15 protein-coding genes are annotated in these 17331 nt (G+C 67.4%); 7 read left to right on the top strand and 8 right to left on the bottom strand.

Going from position 1 to position 17331, the window contains the following annotated elements; all coding sequences use genetic code 11:
* Positions 1–4: 4 nt before the first annotated feature.
* The 4 genes from ACFC2Y_RS08795 to ACFC2Y_RS08780 all read right to left on the bottom strand — a co-directional run bounded on the left by ACFC2Y_RS08795 (position 5) and on the right by ACFC2Y_RS08780 (position 7195).
* A complete protein-coding gene (locus tag ACFC2Y_RS08795; protein WP_375174862.1) occupies positions 5–1582 on the bottom strand; it encodes a phospholipase D family protein in 1578 nt (525 codons plus the stop codon).
* A gap of 36 nt (positions 1583–1618) precedes the next feature.
* On the bottom strand, positions 1619–3157 hold the full coding sequence (murJ, locus tag ACFC2Y_RS08790; RefSeq protein ID WP_375174863.1) for a murein biosynthesis integral membrane protein MurJ: 1539 nt from the start codon (positions 3155–3157) through the stop codon (positions 1619–1621).
* Positions 3154–5913, bottom strand: coding sequence for a [protein-PII] uridylyltransferase (locus ACFC2Y_RS08785; protein ID WP_375174864.1), 2760 nt, complete (start codon positions 5911–5913; stop codon positions 3154–3156). Before ACFC2Y_RS08785 ends, murJ begins: the two co-directional genes overlap by 4 nt.
* 109 nt (positions 5914–6022) lie before the next feature.
* On the bottom strand, positions 6023–7195 hold the full coding sequence (locus tag ACFC2Y_RS08780; RefSeq protein ID WP_375174865.1) for a penicillin-binding protein activator: 1173 nt from the start codon (positions 7193–7195) through the stop codon (positions 6023–6025).
* 96 nt (positions 7196–7291) lie between these two features.
* Here ACFC2Y_RS08780 and rsmI point away from each other — a divergent pair, with 96 nt between their 5' ends.
* The 3 genes from rsmI (at position 7292) to gshB (ending at position 9677) form a co-directional block, all read left to right on the top strand.
* Positions 7292–8152 carry a 16S rRNA (cytidine(1402)-2'-O)-methyltransferase gene (gene rsmI / locus ACFC2Y_RS08775; protein WP_375174866.1) on the top strand — a complete coding sequence of 287 codons (861 nt, stop codon included), beginning with the start codon at positions 7292–7294 and terminating at the stop codon, positions 8150–8152.
* 46 nt (positions 8153–8198) lie between these two features.
* Complete coding sequence (locus ACFC2Y_RS08770) at positions 8199–8660, top strand: YraN family protein (RefSeq protein WP_375174867.1); 462 nt, start codon at positions 8199–8201, stop codon at positions 8658–8660.
* A gap of 81 nt (positions 8661–8741) precedes the next feature.
* The gene (gene gshB / locus ACFC2Y_RS08765) at positions 8742–9677 is read left to right on the top strand and encodes a glutathione synthase (protein WP_375174868.1); all 936 of its coding nucleotides are present in this window, start codon (positions 8742–8744) and stop codon (positions 9675–9677) included.
* Here gshB and ACFC2Y_RS08760 read toward each other — a convergent pair.
* The 4 genes from ACFC2Y_RS08760 to cobU form a co-directional block, all read right to left on the bottom strand.
* Positions 9674–11203, bottom strand: a complete 1530-nt coding sequence (locus tag ACFC2Y_RS08760) for a YifB family Mg chelatase-like AAA ATPase (RefSeq protein WP_375174869.1) — start codon at positions 11201–11203, stop codon at positions 9674–9676. The two genes, gshB and ACFC2Y_RS08760, sit on opposite strands and share 4 nt — an antisense overlap.
* A 142-nt stretch (positions 11204–11345) precedes the next feature.
* Positions 11346–12215, bottom strand: coding sequence for a glutathione S-transferase (locus ACFC2Y_RS08755; protein ID WP_375174870.1), 870 nt, complete (start codon positions 12213–12215; stop codon positions 11346–11348).
* A 76-nt stretch (positions 12216–12291) separates the two neighbouring features.
* Positions 12292–12870, bottom strand: a complete 579-nt coding sequence (locus tag ACFC2Y_RS08750; protein ID WP_375174871.1) for a histidine phosphatase family protein — start codon at positions 12868–12870, stop codon at positions 12292–12294.
* Positions 12867–13388, bottom strand: a complete 522-nt coding sequence (gene cobU / locus ACFC2Y_RS08745) for a bifunctional adenosylcobinamide kinase/adenosylcobinamide-phosphate guanylyltransferase (RefSeq protein WP_375174872.1) — start codon at positions 13386–13388, stop codon at positions 12867–12869. The genes ACFC2Y_RS08750 and cobU overlap by 4 nt, the downstream gene beginning before the upstream one ends.
* Positions 13389–13514: 126 nt before the next feature.
* Here cobU and ACFC2Y_RS08740 point away from each other — a divergent pair, with 126 nt between their 5' ends.
* From ACFC2Y_RS08740 to ACFC2Y_RS08725, 4 genes are all read left to right on the top strand, one after another.
* Positions 13515–14393 carry an RNA polymerase factor sigma-32 gene (locus ACFC2Y_RS08740; protein ID WP_375174873.1) on the top strand — a complete coding sequence of 293 codons (879 nt, stop codon included), beginning with the start codon at positions 13515–13517 and terminating at the stop codon, positions 14391–14393.
* Positions 14394–14549: 156 nt separating this feature from the next.
* On the top strand, positions 14550–15743 hold the full coding sequence (gene coaBC, locus ACFC2Y_RS08735; RefSeq protein WP_375174874.1) for a bifunctional phosphopantothenoylcysteine decarboxylase/phosphopantothenate--cysteine ligase CoaBC: 1194 nt from the start codon (positions 14550–14552) through the stop codon (positions 15741–15743).
* A 41-nt stretch (positions 15744–15784) separates the two neighbouring features.
* The gene (gene dut, locus ACFC2Y_RS08730) at positions 15785–16243 is read left to right on the top strand and encodes a dUTP diphosphatase (protein WP_375174875.1); all 459 of its coding nucleotides are present in this window, start codon (positions 15785–15787) and stop codon (positions 16241–16243) included.
* On the top strand, positions 16243–17319 hold the full coding sequence (locus tag ACFC2Y_RS08725; protein WP_375174876.1) for a ThiF family adenylyltransferase: 1077 nt from the start codon (positions 16243–16245) through the stop codon (positions 17317–17319). The genes dut and ACFC2Y_RS08725 overlap by 1 nt, the downstream gene beginning before the upstream one ends.
* The last annotated feature ends 12 nt before the right edge of the window (positions 17320–17331 follow it).

Here is a 17331-nt window from a genome sequence, read left to right as displayed (position 1 = left end):
GGGGTCAGAACATCGCGTCCGGCAGGATGGGCACGTAGCGGGCAAAGCGGCGGTTGCGGCTTTCCGGGAAGGGCTGGATCATGGCCTTGCGCTGCTCCGGCGGGGTCTGCGCGGCCTCTTCGGCGGCCTGCGTCCAGGTGGCGGCCGTTTCGATCCTGGCGCTGTCCTTGCCCAGCCATTTCGCGGCCAGACGGGCGCGCAGATCGGCGATCACTCCGGCGTCGTCGAACTGAACCGAGGCCTCCGTGTCCCACAGCAGGCTGCGCCCGTTGAGGTTGGCCGAACCGACAATGCCGGTGCGGTCATCCACCAGCGTCACCTTGGAATGCAGATAGATGATGCCCGAGCCGTTGACCGGCATCGGCGTGCCATCAGGCGCTGGCCTGGGCTGCGCGGGAGAGACGATGGCCAGCCTGTCGCCATAGGCGCGGCGCAGGATCTGCAGGCAGCGCAGTTGCAGCGCCTGGGCGTGGCGCGCGGTCATGCCCCTGTCGCGGCCAAAGATCACGCGCTCCGGCTCTGTCGGGATGACGAAGATCAGCTGCAACTCGGGGGCCTCGGCCGCACGGCGCGCCAGGGCGCGGGCCAGGGGCAGGTGGCGCAGGAACTGCGTTTCGATGTAGATCGAGCGTTCGGCCATGGCAAAGGCATCGAGGTGCGCGGTTTCATGCTCGCGCACTTCGGTCACGGGTCCAAAGCGGGCCGCGCCGGTGCCACGGGTCGACAGGGTGCGCAGGATCTTCGGTCCTCGGGCGCCCGTATCCTTTGCGGTATCCTGTGCGGAATATTCTGCGGGCTCCGGCAGATCCAGCGGCGTCGCGCTTTCGGAAAAGACCGTGCCGCAGTCGCCGCAGGCACGGGTCCAGCAGTCCGCGAAATGGCGGCGCAGCTGCGTGACGACGGGGCCCGTGACCTCCACGCTTACGTCATGCCAGGTGTCTTCGGGGCGCTGGTCGTGCGTGTTGTCGTCATAGCGCCGCTCGTTCACGTCGATGCCGCCGATGATGGCGCGCCGTTCGTCGATCACCGCGAACTTCTGGTGCAGGGTCACCGGCCGCAGGTGATATTCGCCCTTCAGCGCGCGGTGCTGGTGCGGGGTCAGCCGTTCATGCGGCATGTCCTGCAACGCCGCCAGCCGTTTGTGGATCGGCAAGGCAAAGGCCCACTCCCACAGCGGCGCCGGGGCGCAATCGTGCAGGGCCGCGATAATCTCGACATTGGGGAATTCGGCCAGCCGCGCGGCAAAGCGCCCGGCGCTGTACCAGGCATCGCGGTGCAGGTCGGGGGTGAAGACCGGGTCGAAATCCGACAGCAGCAGGCGCAGGGTGACGCCCCGCTGCGCGACATGGTCCAGCAGGTCGGCCCAGGTGGTCAGACCGAGGTCTTTCGCCTTGCCGCTGTGCAGGGCGGTGGTCGCGTCGAACACGCGGAAGGCCACGAGGACCTCGCTCTGCGCCTCCAGCACCAGATTTTCCAGGGTCGGGAACATCTCCGCCGCGGTGATCAGCGGGCGCAGCACATCCCCGTGCCCCTCCGGGCCCGCGCCTGTCTGCTCTGTCTCTGCCTTGCCGTCCGTCCGCATCTGTTCCGCACCTGATCTGCATGGCGGGCAGAGAGCCTAGCCGCCGCGTTTCATCGCCTTGCGCAATTCTGACAGCCGGAAGGCATCCAGGATACTGCACAGAATGAAGTATCCGATGGTGCCGCCCAGGATCAGCAGCGTGAGTGCGACGGGGCGGGTGATCTCGAACAGCGGGGCCAGCGCCTGTTCCAGGCCCCACAGGATCGCGCCCAACCCGGCGCTCGCGACGATAATACGCCAGATACGACGGCGCAGCCGTTCGTCAAGGTGCACCGCCGTTCCCATGTGTCGCGACCCGCGCCACAGCAGGATCATCATCGCCCAGCCCGCCAGGGTGGTGGCGCAGGCGGCGGCGATATAGCCGATGACCGGGGCCAGGCCGATGGCGATCACGGCGTTGATGACCATGGCCACCAGGGCATAGCGGAAGGGGCTCTTGGTATCTTCGCGTGCGTAAAAGAGCGGTTGCAGCACCTTCTGCATCACGAAGGCGGGCAGGCCCGCGCTGTAGACCGCGACCGCCAGGGCGGTGGCGCGGGCATCCTCGGGCGTGAACCGGCCGCGCTGGAAAAGGGTGGAGATGATCGGCTCTGGTATGACCACGAGGGCGACGGCGCAGGGCAGGGTGAGGAAGAGGGCGAACTCGGCTGCGCGGTTGAAGCCGTGACGGCTGTTTTCCTCGTCCCCGGCGCGCAGGCGGCGCGAGAGGTCGGGCAGCAGGACGACACCGATGGCGATGGCCACCACGCCAAGCGGCAGTTGATACAGGCGGTCGGCGAGGTTGAGGTACTGGATCGAGCCTTCGAAGAAACTGGCGACCTGACGCCCGACCAGCAGGTTGACTTGCACCACGCCGCCCGCCAGAGCGGCGGGGGCGGCGATAATGGCCAGCTTGCGCATCTCCGGCGTCAGGCGGGGCAGGCGCAGGCGCAGCGCGAACCCCGCGCGGGAAGCCGCGACCCAGACCAGCGCCAGCTGCGCGATCCCGGCAAAGGGGATGCCCCAGACCAGCGCCTGCCCGATGTCCCATCCGGCCTTGGCTGCGGCGATCATCGCGCCGGCCAGGATAATGTTCAGCAGCACCGGCGCGGCGGCCGCGGCGGCAAAGCGGCCGGTGGCGTTCAGCACGCCCGACAGCAGCGCGGCCAGCGAGATGAAGAGGATATAGGGGAAGGCGACCCGGCCATAATCCACCGCCAGGTCGAACCGTTCGTCGCCCGCGAAGCCGGAGGCCATGGCATAGACCAGCGCGGGCATGAAGAGCGAGGCCAGTACCGTCAGCACGATCAGCACCGTCGCCAGCAGCGAAAAGGCCTGTTCGGCAAAGTCCCGGGCATCCTCGCCGCCTTCGACCTTCTTGGAGAAGAGCGGCACGAAGGCCATGTTGAACGCCCCTTCGGCAAAGAAACGGCGGAACATGTTGGGCAGGGAGAAGGCCACCACAAAGGCCTCCGCCGCCGGGCCGGCACCGAGGTAGGCGGCAAAGAGGATGTCGCGGACAAAGCCCAGGATCCGGCTGGCCAGGGTCCAGACCCCGACCGTCAGAAAGCCGCGCATCAGGCGGATCGGCTTCACGATCCGGCCCTCTCCTGACCCTCGGAAATGGCCTGCCGCAGCTTGGCCTCCAGGGATTTCTGCTTGCTCTCGCTATAGAGTTTCAGGCCGAACATGTCCTTGACGTAGAAGGTATCCACCGCCTGTTCGCCATAGGTGGCGATGACCGCGCTGGCGATCTGCACATTGGCGGCGGCCAGGGTGCGCGTCAGATCGAACAGCAGGGCGGGGCGGTCGCGGGTGTCGACCTCGATGATCGTGTAGATCTCCGACCCTTCGTTGTCGAAGCTGATGGCGGTGTTGACCTTGAAGGCGCGCTCGCGCTTCTTGATCTTGTCGCGGTCCTTGATCGCCTCGCGGGCGATGACCTCGCCCTTCAACGTCTTGGTGATCATCTGGCGCAACCGGGGCAGGCGGCTTTCCTCGTAGGGGTGGCCGTCGGCATCCTGGATCCAGAAGGCCGCCGTGGCGAAGCCGTCCTTGGTGGTATAGGTCCGCGCGTCCACCACGTTCGCCCCGACCAGCGCCAGCGCCCCCGCAAGGCGGGAGAAGATGCCGGGATGGTCGGACATGGCAAAGAGCGCCCGGGTGGCGTCGCGTTCATCGTCCAGGTGCAGGTCGATGCGGATCTCATCCTCCGGCAGCTCGCGCAGCATTTCGGCCAGTTGCGCGTGGGCGGTGACATGCAGCCCCTGCCAGTAGGTCGGGTAATGGCGGCGGATCTCGCGGTCCAGCTCCCCCTTGCCCCACTCCGGCAGGGCTTCGCGCAGGGCCTTGCGGGCCTCGCGTTCGCGGTACTGGCGGTTCAGATCCTCCAGCCCGGTTTCCAGCGCCCTGCGGGTCTGACGGTAAAGCGCGCGCAGCAGCGCCGCTTTCCAGTTGTTCCAGGTGCCAGGGCCGACGCCGCGAATGTCGCAGACCGTCAGCACGCAAAGCATATCCAGCCGCTCGCGCGTCCGCACCGCCTTGGCAAAATCGCGCACGGTGCGCGGATCGGCGATGTCGCGTTTCTGCGCCATGTCGGACATCAGCAGGTGATAGCGCACCAGCCATTCCACCGTGTCGCATTCGGCAGGCTTCAGGCCCAGGCGCGGCGCCACCGTGCGGGCGATGCGGGCGCCGACGATGGAATGATCCTCCTCCCGCCCCTTGCCGATGTCATGCAGCATGAGCGCGACATAGAGGACCTTGCGGTTCACCCCCTCCTTGAGAATGGTCGAGGCGACCGGCAGTTCCTCCTTCAGGTCGCCATGTTCGATCAGGGCCAGGTGGCGCAGGCATTGGATCGTGTGTTCGTCCACCGTGTAGTGGTGGTACATGTTGAACTGCATCATCGCCACGATCGGCTCGAATTCCGGGATGAAGGCGGCCAGCAGGCCCAGCTCGTTCATCCGACGCAGGGCGCGTTCGGGATTGCCGTGGTTCAGCAGCGTCCCCATGAAGATCTTGGCCGCCTCGGGATCGTTGCGCATCTCGTCGTCGATCAGACCGAGGTTGGCGGTGATCATCCGCATGGCATCAGGGTGGATCAGCATCCCCGTGCGCAGCCCCTCGTCGAAGAGCCGCAGGATGTTCAGCTTGTCTTTGAGGAAGCTTGCCTCGTCCTTGACCGCCAGGCGGTTCATCACGACCTCATAGCCCTTGCCGACCGAGGGGCGGCGGCGGAACACACGGTCGAGCAGTGGTTCGCTCTTCACATGGGCCGCTTCCATCTTGGTCAGGAATATGCGGGTCAGCTCGCCCACCTCGGTGGCGTGGCGGAAGTACTCCTGCATGAAGACCTCCACCGCGCGGCGCCCGGCCCGGTCGCGATAGCCCATGCGGTCCGCGACCTCGACCTGCATGTCGAAGGTCAGCTGGTCCATCGCCCGGTCGGCGATCAGATGCAGATGACAGCGCACCGCCCAGAGGAAATCGTCGGCCTTGCGGAAGCCGGCGTATTCCTCCTTGGTGAAGACGCCCAGGGTGACAAGCTGCGAAGTATTGGACACCCCATGCACGTATTTCGCGATCCAGTAGAGGCTCTGCAGGTCGCGCAGCCCGCCCTTGCCTTCCTTCACGTTCGGTTCGACCATGTAGCGCTGGCCGCCCTGGCGGGTGTGACGGGCCTGGCGTTCGTTCAGCTTGGCCTCGACAAACTGCTTTTCGCTGCCGCTGAAGAGATCCGACCAGAGCCGGGCCTCCAGATCGGAGGCGAGCGATCGCTTACCGGTCAGGAACCGCATTTCCAGCAAGGCGGTGCGGATCGTGTAGTCCTCCGCGCCCAGCTTGAGGCAGTCCTTGATGGTGCGGCTGGAATGGCCGACCTTGAGGTGCAGATCCCACAGCAGATAGAGAACAATCTCGATCAGCGCCTCCAGATCCGGCGCGATCTTGGTGGAGGCGAGGAAGAGCAGGTCGACATCCGAATGCGGTGCCATCTCGCCCCGGCCATAGCCTCCCACGGCGCAGAGGGCGAAGGGCCCCGGCTTGGCATCCTTGGGCGAAAGGTGATGGGTTGCCGCATGCAGGGCGGCATCGACCAGGCAGTCGGTCAGCCAGCAGTAGGCGCGGGTCGTGGGGGCGGAATTCCGCGGGCTGGCCTCGAAGGCCTCGGCAATCCGCGCGCGGCCCTGGTCCTTGGCGTCATTCAGCAGATCGACCACGGCCTGGCGAAAGGCCTTGTCCGCGCTGTGTGTCTTGCGGGCGACGTCGATGGCCGCCTTGAGGCTGGCGGGGTCGGCGATCTCCTCGGCCGGGAGGATCAGGTCATCGGGCAGCGAGAGTTCGTCTTTCATGGCGCTTCTTGTGGGCAGGCGCGGTCATTTGCCAAGCGGTAAATGCAGGGACCGGGGGCGCGGCGCCCCCGGTCCGTTGCATTTCTGCCGCTGACGCGAGGGTCGCGGATCAGAGGCCCGCGCCGCCGAAGGCGCGCGGCGCGGGGTCGATGACCACGACCTGGCGCTCGCGCACCGTGGCCACGGCCAGCCCGCGCTGTGCGACGCCGTTCGGGCGGAAGCGGAAGATGCCGTTGACCCCCTGGAACCCGGCACCCTGGGTCAGGGCCGAGGCGGTCAGGGCGTCGCGGTTGCCCTGCTGCACCAGCGCGCCGATGGCGGCGATCCCGTCATAGGCCAGCCCGGCCAGCGGATGCGGCGGCGTGCCATAGGCGGCACTGTAGCGGGCGTTGAACTGGGCGTTCAGACCCGGATCGGGCAGGGCGAACCAGCCGCCCTGGATGCCCGGCAGGTCCAGCGTCTGGGCGGGCACGTCCCAACGGGTCAGCCCGACATATTGGGTGACGGCCGGATCGACGCCGTTCTCGGGCAGAAGCTGGGCAAAGAAGGGCAGGGCCGCATCGGTGTTGGAGGCCAGGAAGACCGTATCGGCATTGCCGGAGCGGACCGCATCCTTCACCTCGGTCGCGGCCTGGATCACGCCCTGCTGAGAATAGCTGTAGACGACATTGCCGACGACCGAGGCGCCATTGGCGGCGGCGGCACTGGTGATCGCCTGACGCCCCAGCTCGCCGGCCGTGGTCTGGGCCGAGACGGTGACGATCCGGCGCTTGCCCTGACGCGCGGCATAGGAGGTCAGGCGGTTCGCCGTATCCTCGAATGTCTGGCCCAGGACAAAGACATTGCCGCCCGCGAGCGAGCTGTTGTTGGTGAAAGCCAGGACATTGACCCCGGCCCGCGCCGCGGCGACACCGGCGACATTGGCGTTGCTGCCGTAAAGCGGGCCGAGAATGATCTTGGCCCCGTCATTGACCGCCTGAGTCGTCACCTCGGCGGTGGTGGCCTCGTTTCCGGCGGTGTCATAGACCCGCAGGTCGATCTTGGCGCCGTTCAGGTCCGAAATGGCCAGCCGTGCCGCGTTTTCCAGCGCGGAGGAGACGATGGCATCGCCCGATCCGCCGCTGCGTGGGACCAGCAGGGCCACGGCGACCGGCTTGGACGTGTCGATCGCAGGTCCGGTATTTCCCATGGCGATCGGCTCGCAGGCGGCGAGGCCGACAACGGCCAGGGCCGCGGCTAAGTGGGCTCCGGCCTTGCGGGTGGCGCGCAGAAAGGCGAACATGGCTGTCTCCTCGGGTAGTGGCGTCCGGCACGGGGCCGCGCCCGGTGGTGGCGGTAGTTGCGGCGATCATAGCCGCCCTGAAACGAGGGTCCAGTTTTGAATCAGCAAACAGGCAAACCCGCGCCGGGGCTGACGCTCGTCGCGGTTCCCATTGGCGCGGCGCGGGACATCACGCTGCATGCGCTGGACGTGCTGCGCGGGGCGGATGTGCTGGCGGCGGAGGACACGCGCTCGTTGCGACGGTTGATGGAGATCCATGGCATCCCCCTCGGCGAGCGTCCGCTGGTGGCCTATCACGACCACAATGGCGATGCGGCACGGCCCCGGCTGCTGGCCGCGATGGCGGCGGGACAGTCGGTGGCCTATGCGTCGGAGGCGGGCACGCCGCTGATCGCCGATCCCGGCTATGATCTGGCCCGCGCCGCGCGCGAGGCGGGGCATGGGGTGACCACGGCGCCGGGGGCCTCGGCGGTGATCGCCGCGCTGTCGCTGGCCGGAATGGCGACGGACCGGTTCCTCTTCGGGGGCTTTCTGCCCAACCAGACAAAGGCCCGGCGCGATGCCCTGGCGGAGCTGGGGGCGGTGCAGGCGACGCTGGTCTTCTACGAATCACCGAAACGCCTGGGCAAGTTCCTGCGCGACGCGGCGGAGGTGCTGGGTGAGGCGCGCGAGGCGGCGGTCTGCCGGGAGCTGACGAAGAAATTCGAAGAGGTGCGCCGGGGAACGCTGGCCGATCTTGCCGCGGAGATTTCCGAGACGCCGGTCAAGGGCGAGGTGGTGGTGCTGATCGCGCGGGGGGGAAAGGCGGATGTTAGCGAAAAATTCGTGATTGATGCGCTACAACAGGAACGCGAGGCAGGGGCTTCGGTGAAGGATGCAGCCAGCAGGGTTGCGGAGGGCACCGGCTGGCCCCGGCGGAAAGTGTATCAATTGGCGCTCTCACTGGATCGTGACTGACTCGCGATAGACCGGGGGCGAGGATCAGGGCGTCACCGGGGGCAGAATGCGACATTCCCAATATGAGTTCGATTTCACGGCGGCCCAGCCGGTTTCCCCGCCGTCTGCAGAGGTGCCGGTCGGCCAGCCGCCCGTGGGTCGGCGGCAACGCCGGGGCCGGGTGGCCTATCTGTCGGGGCTGGCGGCGGAATCATCGGTTGAACGGCACTATGCGGCATGCGGGATGACCTGTCTGGACCGGCGCTGGCGTGGCCCCGGCGGGGAGATCGACCTGATCTTCCGCGACGGTGACCGGATCATCTTTGTCGAGGTCAAGGCGGCAGCAAGCCATGAGGCGGCAGCGTCCCGCATCGGGCAACGGCAGGCCGACCGGATCGCGGCCTCGGCCCAGGCCTATCTTGACCGGTTCGCCCGGGGCGGGTTGACCGATATGCGGATGGATGTCGCCCTGGTGGATCAGCAGGGCCGGATCGCCGTGCTGGAGAATGCCTTTTCGGGCTGGTGGTGACCCGTCGCGGGGATCGGGGGCGCTTGCCCCTTCCGCCGGGATCGGTCATCAAAGCCGGGACGACGCAAAGGAGCCCCGGCAATGAAAGTGGCGATCCAGATGGACCCGATCGGGTCCGTGAATATCGAGGCGGACAGCACCTTCCGCATTGCCGAGGAGGCACAGGCGCGCGGTCATACGCTGTTCTACTACCTGCCGGAGATGCTCTCCTACCAGGAGGGGCGGGTGATGGCGCGGGGGCAGTCGTTGAAGGTGCGGCGCGAGCAGGGGAACCATGCGGATCTCGGCCCGATGGAGGAGGTGGATCTGTCGGAGTTCGACGTGGTCTGGCTACGCCAGGACCCGCCCTTCGACATGTTCTACATCACCACGACGCATCTGCTGGACCGGCTGGCGCCGGGAACGCTGGTGGTGAACGATCCCTTCTGGGTGCGCAACTATCCCGAAAAGCTGATGGTGCTGGATTTCCCCGATCTGACGCCGCCGACGGCGATTGCCCGGGATCTCGAAACGCTCAAGGCCTTTCGTGCGAAACATGGCGATGTCATCGTCAAGCCGCTCTACGGCAACGGCGGCGCCGGGGTCTTCCGCGTCACGCCGGAGGACCGCAACCTGGCCTCGCTGCACGAAATGTTCACCGGCTTCTCGCGCGAGCCGCTGATCGTGCAGAAATTCCTGCCCGCCGTCTCCAAGGGCGACAAACGGGTGATCCTGGTGGATGGCGAACCGGTCGGCGCGATCAACCGGGTTCCGGCGGAGGGGGAGACGCGGTCGAACATCCATGTGGGCGGGCGTCCCGAGAAAGTGAGCCTGACGGAGCGGGACCGCGAGATCTGTGCCGCCATCGGGCCCTTGCTGCGCGAGAAGGGGCAGGTCTTTGTCGGCATCGACGTGATCGGAGACTGGCTGACGGAGATCAATGTGACCTCCCCGACCGGCATTCAGGAGCTGGAGCGCTTCGACGGGGTGAACATCACCGCGAAGATCTGGGAAGCCATCGAGCGCCGCCGCGCCTAGGCGGCGCTGTCGACAGGGCGCTCCACCGCCAGGCGATAGCTGAGCGCCTCGGCGATATGGGGTGGCGCGACTATCTCGCTGGCCTCCAGATCGGCGATGGTGCGAGCCACACGCAGGATGCGGTGATAACCGCGCGCCGTCAGGCCGAAGCGGTCGGCGGCGGTTTGCAGCATGGCGCGGCCCTCGCTGTCCGGCGCCGCGATCTCCTCCAGGATCCGACCTTCGGCATCGGCGTTGAGCCGGGTGTGGGATTGGCCCGCATAGCGCGCGGCCTGGCGGGCGCGGGCCTGGGCGACCCGGGTCGCGACTTGGGCCGAGCTGTCGCCGGAGGGGGGCAGGTCGAGATCCGTGAAGGGCACCGGCGGGACCTCGATCCGCAGGTCGAAGCGGTCCATCATCGGGCCGGAGATCCGGCCGAGGTAGTCGAGCCCGCATTGGGGCACCTTGGCGCAGGCGCGCGACGGGTCGGGCAGGTAGCCGCATTTGCAGGGGTTGGCCGCGGCGATCAGCAGGAAGCGGCAGGGATAGCGCATATGCGCATTCGCGCGGGAGACGGTGACCTCGCCTGTCTCGATCGGCTGGCGCAGAGTTTCCAGCACGGTGCGGGGAAACTCCGGCAGTTCATCCATGAAGAGCACGCCGTTATGGGCCAGCGAGATCTCGCCCGGTTTCGAGCCGCGCCCGCCGCCGACGATGGCGGCCATCGACGCCGTGTGATGCGGTTCGCGAAAGGGGCGGCGGCGCGAGATGCCGCCGTCGGTCAGCAGCCCCGCGACCGAGTGGATCATCGAGGTTTCCAGTGCCTCCTCCGCCGTCAGGTCGGGCAGGATCGACGGCAGGCGCGCGGCGAGCATGGATTTGCCGGATCCCGGCGTTCCGGAAAGGAAGAGGTGATGCCGCCCGGCCGCCGCGATCTCCAGCGCGCGTTTGGCGCGTTCCTGACCCTTGACGTCGCGCAGGTCCTTTTGCGCGACGCCCTCTTGCGTGACTTCGCCGGGCTGTGCGGGGGGCAGCGGCGCCTGGCCTGTGAGGTGGCGGATCAGATCGCCGAGTGTGGCGGGAGCGATCACCTGGGTGGTGTCGATCCACGCGGCCTCCGCCCCGCAGGGCTGAGGGCAGAAGAGGGCACGGTCGTCCTCCGCCGCAGCGACGGCGGCGGGCAGGCAGCCGAGCACCGGGACCAGAGCGCCGTCCAGCGACAGCTCGCCCAGGGCGACGGCGTTTTCCACCGCGTCGCGGGGCAGGATGTCGATGGCGGCCAGCAGCGCAAGGGCGATGGGCAGGTCGAAATGTGACCCTTCTTTGGGCAGGTCGGCGGGGGACAGGTTGACCGTGATCCGTTTCGAGGGCAGCGCGATATGCAGGGCCGTAAGGGCGGTGCGGACGCGGTCGCGCGCCTCGCTCACCGCCTTGTCGGGCAGGCCGACGATGGAGAAGGCGGGCAGGCCGAGGGTCACGGCGCATTGCACTTCGACCGGGTGGGCCTCCACCCCCTCGAATGCGACTGTATAGGCTTTTGCGATCATCCGGCCCCTCTCCGGTCATGGTTAACGGGGGAAGGGTTGCCAGATGGTTAACAGGGGCGATGTTGGTGACGAGCCCCCTCCCTGGCCCTCCCCCCGGCGGGGGGAGGGGACGCGGGTGGCGTAGGGCTCGCTCGAGGTGAGCTCAGGCAAGCAGGGCCATGAACTTCGGGAAGGCCTCGGGGTCGTTCACCGTCTTGTCGCGGCAGCCCGGATTGCAGAAGCCGAAGATGCGGCCGTCAACCTCGATCAGGTCGGTGACGGGTCTGCCGGAATAGGGGCAGGTGGCGTTTTCGGCCACGCCCTCACTGACTGCGCGGGCCAGACGCGGGGTGGGGCCGGGCCAGGGGGTCGTCGGCAGGTCCATGGCGTAGGGGACGGGGTCGTAGCTGACGGTCAGCCCCTCCGCCCGCCAGCGGCGGAAGGCCGGGTCGGCGAGATGGGCGGCGACATAGGCTTGTGCGACCGGCCCGACGGGCAGGGCATAGCCCGCGATCCGCGCGGCAACGGGGGCGAAGAAGACATCGGCCAGGCTGTACTGCCCGAAGAGCCAGGGGCCGTCACCGCCATGGCGACTGCGGGCGAGGGTCCAGAGCTCCTCCAGCCGGGCGAGGTCTTTGAGCACTGCCTCGGACGGGGCAAAGCCCTGATATTGATGGAGAAGCTGCATCGGGCAGTCGCCGCGCAGCGCACCGAAGCCTGCGTGCATTTCCGCCGCCATCCAGCGGGCCAGGGCGCGGGCGGCGGGATCGGCGGGCCAGAGCCCGGCCTCGGGGTGACGCTCGGCCAGGGTTTCGCCCATAGCGAGGGTTTCGCCCACGACGATGCCCTCGGGCGTGGTCATGGCGGGCACCAGACGGGCCGGGGCCAGATCGGCGAGATCCCGCGCCATGGTGCCGGTGTAGAGGCCGACCATCTTCACCCGCACCGGCAGATCGAACTTTTCGAACATCAACCAGCCGCGCAGGGACCACGACGAAAAGGTCCGGTCGCCGATATAGAGTGTGTAGGTCATGGGGCTCTCCGTTGCATCGAGGCGAGATTAGGCGCGCCGAAGCATCAATCAAAATGAATGATTGTGCGGGTTTGCTTCAGAAAATGTGATTGATCCGGGGGATGTCCCAACCCCGGTCGTGGCGGCGCAGGGTGGTGACCGACAGGTTGTCGATCTTCTGCGCGAGGGTCTGGGCGGGCTCCTGTGCGCGGGCGCGGCCGAGCTGGGTGAGGATCATGCCGAAATGGCCGACGACGACGATATCCGCGCCGGTGTGATCCGCGTGCAGGCGGTCGAGCGTGCGGGCGGTGCGGAGGGCCACGTCATGCCAGCTTTCACCGTTCGGGGCGGCGACATCGCCGGGGGTTTCCCAGAAGCTGCGGGACAACTCGGGGTGGGTGGCGGCGGCTTCGGAGAAGATGCGCCCGTCCCAGTCGCCGAAGTCGAACTCGCGCAGGTTGCGGTCATGGGGCAGGCGGATGCGGCCCGGAGCCAGGGCGTCGGCGGTCTGGATCGCGCGCGTCAGGTCGGAGGAGATCAGCAGCGCGGTCTCCGGCAGGCCCGCGTTCAGCCGCGCGATGGCGGCGGTGTCGGAGAGGTCGGCGGGGACGTCGCGCCAACCGACGAAGGCCTTTTCATGGGTGGGACCGTGGCGGACGAGATGAAAGGTGGTCATGGCATCTGCCCCTTGAGCACGTTGGGAAGTCCTGCCGTGACTTGGATCACCGTATCGGCCTTGGCCGCCATGCGGATGTTGAGCCGCCCCTGGGCCTCGCGAAAGCGGCGGGCGAGGGCGTTTTCGGGCACGATGCCCTGTCCGACCTCGTTCGACACCACGACGACCGGCGCATCGCACTGGTCGAGCGCGTCGAAAAACGCGGTTTCCGCCTCTGCGATCTCCATTTCGGCGAGCAGGAGGTTCGTGAGCCAGAGCGTCAGGCAATCAATCAAGATCCCGTGATCACCCCTGGCCTGCCGCACCGCCGCGGCCAAGTCCAACGGGGCCTCTATCGTGATCCACCCCGTGCCGCGATCCTCGCGGTGCTGCGCGATTTTCGCTTTCATTTCAGCGTCGAAGGCTTGGGCCGTGGCGATATAGGTCAGCGGGCGGCCGGTTTGCCGCACGAGGGTTTCGGCCAGTGCGGACTTGCCCGAGGCGGCGCCGCCGAGGAGGAATGTCAGGGAAGCTGCCATACTTTTCTTGACCTTTCCGTGAACCTTATAGGGGTCTCGTGCGTATAGCTCAGTAGAACAGGAAAACAATCGCGACGGCTGGTCCGATCTGTCGGCGGCCCAACCGCGGAAACCCCGGGGGGATCCATGGCACTCGATTATTCCAACGACCAGACGCTGACGCGGCGCGTGATGAAGGCGGAACTTCTGGATGCAGAGACGGAACGCGCGCTGGCCTACGCTTGGCGGGACCACCGGGACGAGACGGCGCTGCACCGGCTGATCACGGCCTATATGCGACTTGCCGTTTCGATGGCGTCGAAATACCGGCGCTACGGCGCCCCGATGAACGACCTGATCCAGGAGGCGGGGCTGGGCCTGATGAAGGCGGCGGACAAGTTCGACCCGGATCGCGGTGTGCGGTTTTCGACCTATGCGGTGTGGTGGATCAAGGCCTCGATCCAGGACTATGTGATGCGCAACTGGTCCATGGTGCGGACCGGCTCGACATCCTCCCAGAAGTCGCTGTTTTTCAACATGCGCCGGGTTCAGGCGCAGCTGGAGCGCGAGGCGCTTGGCCGGGGCGAGACGCTGGACCAGCATCAGATGCATCAGCTGGTGGCGACCGCGGTCGGCGTGCCGCTGCGCGATGTGGAGATGATGGATGGGCGTCTGTCCGGCTCCGACTTCTCGCTCAATGCCACGCAGTCGGTGGACGATGAAGGGCGTGAATGGATCGAGACGATCGAGGACGACGGCGATCAGGCGGCCGAGGTGATAGAGGCGCGGCACGACCGTGAGCGCCTGCGCAAATGGTTGGCCGACGCGATGGCGCTGTTGAGCGAGCGCGAAACCCTGATCATCCGCGAGCGGCAGCTGCGCGACAGCCCGCGCACGCTGGAAAGCCTGGGACAGGAACTGGGCCTGTCGAAGGAGCGCGTGCGCCAGATCGAAGCGGCCGCCTTTACCAAGATGCGCCGCCACCTGCGCGAGCGCGGGCCGGAAACCGAGGCGCTGCTGGCCTAGTCCCGTGATCGGGGGCCTTGCCCCCGGCCTGCGGCCTATTCCCAGATCATTCCCACTAGAAGAAGGGGGGCGGAACCGGCGGGTCCGTCCCCGATACGCTTGTCTTGCGGGCGGGGTCGGCCTAGGGTCTCCTGCACTCGGGACGAGGGGCCTATCATGCTCTCTGGAAAGACCATTCTTCTGATCATCGGCGGCGGAATCGCGGCCTACAAGTCGCTGGAGCTGATCCGGCGCCTGAAGGAGCGGGGCGCGGCCGTGGTGCCGGTAATGACTGGCGCAGCGGGGGAGTTCGTGACGCCGCTGTCGGTTTCGGCGCTTGCGGGGGGCAAGGTCTATACCGACCTTTTCGATCTGACCGACGAGGCCGAAATGGGGCATATCCAGCTGTCGCGCGCGGCGGATCTGATCGTGGTGGCTCCGGCGACGGCGGATCTGATCGGCAAGGTGGCGAACGGGCTGGCGGGGGATCTGGCCTCCACCCTGTTGATGGCGACGGATACCGAGGTGCTGATGGCGCCCGCGATGAACGTCCGAATGTGGGAGCATTATGCCGTCCAGCGCAACCTGGCCTGGCTGCGCGACAATGGCGTGCGGTTTGTCGGCCCGAATGAGGGCGACATGGCCTGCGGCGAATACGGGCCCGGCCGGATGGCGGAACCGATGGAGATTGTCGCGGCGGTCGAGGCCCGGCTGGCGCGCGGGGTGCTGTCGGGCAAGCGGGCGATCGTGACCTCCGGCCCGACGCATGAGCCGATTGATCCGGTGCGCTATATCGCCAACCGCAGTTCCGGGGCGCAGGGGACGGCGATTGCGCGCGCCCTGGCGGCGCGGGGGGCGGAGGTGGTCTTTGTCACCGGTCCGGCGGATGTGGCCCCGCCCGAGGGGGTCGAGGTGGTCAAGGTGCAGTCCGCGCGGCAGATGCTGGCGGCGGTCGAGGCCGCCCTGCCCGCCGATGTGGCGGTGATGGCCGCGGCTGTGGCGGATTGGCGGGTCAAGTCGGAATCGGGCAGCAAGATCAAGAAGGTAAAGGGCGCTTTGCCGGTACTGGAGTTCGAGGAAAACCCCGACATCCTGGCGCAGGTCTCGCAGATGACGGAGGGGCGGCCCGGGCTGGTCGTCGGCTTTGCCGCGGAGACCGATGACGTGGTTGCCCATGCCACGGCCAAGCGGGCGCGCAAGGGTTGCGATTGGATCGTGGCCAATGACGTCTCGCCCGAGACGGGGATCATGGGCGGGACGGAAAATGCCGTCGTGCTGATCTCCGACGCGGGGGCCGAGGACTGGCCGCGCATGGGCAAGCAGGACGTGGCGGAGCGGCTGGCGGACCGGATCGCGGCCGCTGTCAGCTAGAGGCGGAGCGGTCCGTGGGACCGGGCAGAACAGGAAAAGGTATGAGCATCGGGATAGAGCTGGCATGGGTCGAGGGCGCGGATCGGGAGATGGCGCTGCCCGGCTATGCGACCCCTGGCGCTGCGGGCGCCGATCTGCGGGCGAATTTTGCCGATCGCGGGTCGATCGCGTTGCAGCCCGGAGCGCGGGCGCTGGTGCCCACGGGGCTGCGCATGGGAATACCCGATGGCTATGAGGTGCAGGTGCGCCCGCGCTCGGGCCTGGCGCTGAAACATGGGGTGACGCTGGCGAATGCGCCGGGGACCATCGACAGCGACTATCGCGGCGAAGTGGGTGTGATCCTGGTGAACCTGGGAGATGCGCCATTTGTCGTGATCCATGGGGAGCGGATTGCCCAGATGATTGTTGCCCCTGTCGAGCAGGCGCGCTTTTCCGTTGTGGGAAGGCTGGATGACACTGCGCGGGGTGCGGGCGGGTTCGGGTCGACCGGGCGGGGCTGATGCTTCTTGTTTTCATTATCGCTGCCGTGATTTGGGGGGCCGGTAGTATAACCCGGACCCCAAGGGTGTTGCGTGGCTGGGCGATAAGTTTTTTGTGGGCGGGTGTTGTGCTGGCCCATCTGATCCTGCCGGACGGCAATGAAATAAGGGTCGCGACGGGGGGCAGCGCGGCACCCTGGCTGATGCTGGCGGGGGTCGTTCTGCTGGTCTGGGGGTACCGTACGGTGCTGTTAAGACTTCGCGCCCGGGCGCAGACGGCGGTGGTGGACGAATCGGCCCAGGGGCCCTTCCGCGAGGCTGAGCTGCGGCGCTATGCGCGCCATATCATCCTGCGCGAAGTGGGCGGGCCGGGGCAGGTCAAGCTGAAGCAGGCGAAGGTGCTGGTGATTGGTGCCGGGGGGCTGGGCTCGCCCGCGCTGATGTATCTGGCGGCGGCGGGCGTGGGCACCATCGGAGTGATCGACGACGACGAGGTGGACGGGACCAACCTGCAGCGGCAGGTGATCCATGGCGATGCGGATATCGGCCGCTCCAAGGCGCATTCGGCGGCCGACCGGATGCGGGCGATCAACCCATTTATCGAGGTGCGCCCCTATGCCCGGCGGCTGGTCGCGGAGGAGGCGGAGGCGCTGATCGGCGACTATGATCTGGTGTTGGACGGGACGGATAACTTTGACACTCGCTACCTGGCCAATCGGGTGGCGGTGGCCCTGGGCAAGCCATTGATTTCCGGCGCTTTGACCCAGTGGGAGGGGCAGGTTTCGGTCTTCGATCCGGCCAACGGCGCGCCCTGTTACCAATGCGTCTTTCCCGAGGCGCCGGCGCCGGGGCTGGCGCCGTCCTGCGCCGAGGCGGGGGTGATCGGGCCGTTGCCGGGGGTCGTTGGGTCGCTGATGGCGGTGGAGGCGGTCAAGGTGATCACCGGGGCGGGGGCACCGCTGCGTGGCGAGATGATGATCTATGATGCGCTCTGGGGCGAGACGCGGAAGATCCGGGTGAAACCGCGGGCGGATTGTCCGGTGTGCCACGGCCAAAAATCGGGGGCGGGGCTGGCGGAGGATGCGGGCAGGGCCTAGGTTTCCGGCAAA

Origin of the sequence: Pseudooceanicola sp. (assembly GCF_041987405.1) — a bacterium.
GTDB lineage: Bacteria > Pseudomonadota > Alphaproteobacteria > Rhodobacterales > Rhodobacteraceae > Pseudooceanicola.
The sequence above is the reverse complement of the archived record's forward strand: the minus strand, read 5'-3'. Positions and strand labels throughout refer to the sequence as shown.

Bases quoted from the DNA above. Each gene is read 5' to 3' on its own strand.
- ACFC2Y_RS08740 (WP_375174873.1), top strand. From the start codon at position 13,515: ATGGCACTCGATTATTCCAACGACCAGACGCTGACGCGGCGCGTGATG.
- gshB (WP_375174868.1), top strand. From the start codon at position 8,742: ATGAAAGTGGCGATCCAGATGGACCCGATCGGGTCCGTGAATATCGAG.
- ACFC2Y_RS08755 (WP_375174870.1), bottom strand. From the start codon at position 12,215: ATGACCTACACACTCTATATCGGCGACCGGACCTTTTCGTCGTGGTCC.
- ACFC2Y_RS08795 (WP_375174862.1), bottom strand. From the start codon at position 1,582: ATGCGGACGGACGGCAAGGCAGAGACAGAGCAGACAGGCGCGGGCCCG.
- ACFC2Y_RS08750 (WP_375174871.1), bottom strand. From the start codon at position 12,870: ATGACCACCTTTCATCTCGTCCGCCACGGTCCCACCCATGAAAAGGCC.
- ACFC2Y_RS08785 (WP_375174864.1), bottom strand. From the start codon at position 5,913: ATGAAAGACGAACTCTCGCTGCCCGATGACCTGATCCTCCCGGCCGAG.
- cobU (WP_375174872.1), bottom strand. From the start codon at position 13,388: ATGGCAGCTTCCCTGACATTCCTCCTCGGCGGCGCCGCCTCGGGCAAG.
- coaBC (WP_375174874.1), top strand. From the start codon at position 14,550: ATGCTCTCTGGAAAGACCATTCTTCTGATCATCGGCGGCGGAATCGCG.
- ACFC2Y_RS08770 (WP_375174867.1), top strand. From the start codon at position 8,199: ATGCGACATTCCCAATATGAGTTCGATTTCACGGCGGCCCAGCCGGTT.
- ACFC2Y_RS08760 (WP_375174869.1), bottom strand. From the start codon at position 11,203: ATGATCGCAAAAGCCTATACAGTCGCATTCGAGGGGGTGGAGGCCCAC.
- ACFC2Y_RS08725 (WP_375174876.1), top strand. From the start codon at position 16,243: ATGCTTCTTGTTTTCATTATCGCTGCCGTGATTTGGGGGGCCGGTAGT.
- dut (WP_375174875.1), top strand. From the start codon at position 15,785: ATGAGCATCGGGATAGAGCTGGCATGGGTCGAGGGCGCGGATCGGGAG.
- ACFC2Y_RS08780 (WP_375174865.1), bottom strand. From the start codon at position 7,195: ATGTTCGCCTTTCTGCGCGCCACCCGCAAGGCCGGAGCCCACTTAGCC.